Raw genomic sequence first — 1,917 nt, 5'->3', positions numbered from 1 at the left:
CCCGAGTTCGACACTTCACCTCCAAAAACCGCCTTTCTTGACCTCTCGGCAACGTAGCCGTGCGGGTTTGCGGGGTGTTTTTGCGAAAGTGCTTGTGGTGGCACGTTCTTGACGATAGGTGCTTTATTTGACAACGCACTAAGCCGATGTAAAGTGGCGGCATGTTTGTCAAAGTCACCCAATCTGGCGGCCGCCGCTACGTTCAACTGGTCGAGTCTTTCCGCGACGAGCAGGGGCGCGTCAAGAAACGCACCGTGGCAACACTTGGGCGCCTGGAGCAATTGGGCGAGCTTGAGTCCGTCATCTCTGGCCTGATGCGTGTGACCGGGCGCATGCTTCCTGAACCGATGGCCTTGCCGGAACTGAGCTTTGAGCCGGCCCGCGCGCTGGGCGACACTTGGGCGCTGACCGATTTGTGGAACTCGCTGGGCTTTGACCGGCTGCGTCAGGTGTTCCGTAAAACACGCTTGCGCATCGATGTGGAAGCGCTGGTTCGGATCATGGTGATCAATCGCTTGTGCGACCCGGATTCCAAGCTCGGGGTACTGCGCTGGCTGGAGACGATCAGCCTGCCGGGCATCGTGCCTGAATCCATTGAGCATCACCATCTGCTGCGGGCGATGGATGCTCTCGTGGAGCACAAGGAAGCCGTTGAGGCGGCGGTTTCTGCGCTGCTGCTCCCGCTGCTGGATCAGGAACTGGCGGTGGTGTTCTACGACATGACCACGATCCGGGCCGAAGGTTTGTCCGAACAAGAAGGGGATGTGCGCCAGTTCGGCATGGCCAAGGAAGGCGTGATTGCTCGTCAGTTCATGCTGGGGGTGGTGCAAACCGCCGAGGGCATTCCGCTCTACCACGAGGTGTTTGACGGCAATACGGCCGAAGTCGCCACGCTCCGGCCCACGATCGAGAAGATCCTGGCGCGCTTTCCGATTCAGCGCGTGATTGCCGTTGCGGATCGCGGTTTGCTCTCGACGGACAATCTGGCGCAGCTGCAAGCCCTGAGCTTGCCCAACGGCAAGGCACTGGAATTCATCCTGGCGGTGCCGGGGCGACGCTACAGCGAGTTTGCTCAGCTGCTGGCGCCATTCCAGCAGACCCATTGCTTGAACGCCCGCAGCGAAGTCTGCGGCGAGCTGAGCTGGGAAGGCTTGCGCCTGATCGTGGCGCACAAGCCGGATGCGGCGGTGGAGCAAAGCGCTCAACGCCAGCGCACGCTGGCTGAGCTGGAGCGCAAAGCGGCCGAATGGACCGGCAAGCTTGATGCGCAGGACGCCGGGACGCGTAGCCGGGGCCGCAAGCTCTCGGACGGCGGTGCGCGGGCGCGTTTCTATCACGAGGTCTGTGAAGCGCACCTGGCACGAATCGTACGTGTCGATCTCAAGAGTGAGCTGTTCAGCTACAGCATCGACGAGCAAGCGCTGACGCATGCGCAGTTGATGGATGGCAAGCTGTTGCTGGTGACCAATGCCGCAGATCTCGCGCCCGCGCAGGTCATTGAACGCTACAAGTCACTGGCGGATATCGAGCGTGGATTCCGGGTGCTCAAGTCCGAGATCGAAATCGGCCCGGTCTATCACCGATTGCCCGACCGAATCCGGGCGCACGCCATGATCTGCTTCATGGCGCTGATTCTGTACCGGGTCATGCGCAGCCGCCTTGCCGCCAGCCAGACCGGCCTGTCGCCCGAACGGGCGCTGGCCTTGCTGCGCAGAATCCAGCATCACCGCGCAAAGCTGCCCGATGACAAAACCATTGAGGGCGTCTCATCCATGACGGCTGAGCAGGTCGACATCCTGTCGGCAATCGGAGCCTCCAAACCAGACAAAAACCGCCAGCTCACTTTCTTGTAGGGGCACGTTTGAGATTCGCTCATATACGAATCAACAACTTACGCGACGAACTGTCGAACTCGGG

General features: G+C 60.8%; 1 protein-coding gene. It reads left to right on the top strand.

Translation table 11 applies throughout. From position 1 onward, the window contains the following. The first annotated feature begins 161 nt into the window (after window positions 1–161). Window positions 162–1,853 (top strand): IS1634 family transposase, encoded by a 1,692-nt coding sequence (locus tag ABDB87_RS20500; protein WP_345930570.1) that lies wholly within the window; start codon window positions 162–164, stop codon window positions 1,851–1,853. The last annotated feature ends 64 nt before the right edge of the window (window positions 1,854–1,917 follow it).

Origin of the sequence: Uliginosibacterium paludis (genome assembly GCF_039631355.1) — a bacterium.
Lineage (GTDB): Bacteria > Pseudomonadota > Gammaproteobacteria > Burkholderiales > Rhodocyclaceae > Uliginosibacterium > Uliginosibacterium paludis.
The sequence above is the reverse complement of the archived record's forward strand: the minus strand, read 5'-3'. Positions and strand labels throughout refer to the sequence as shown.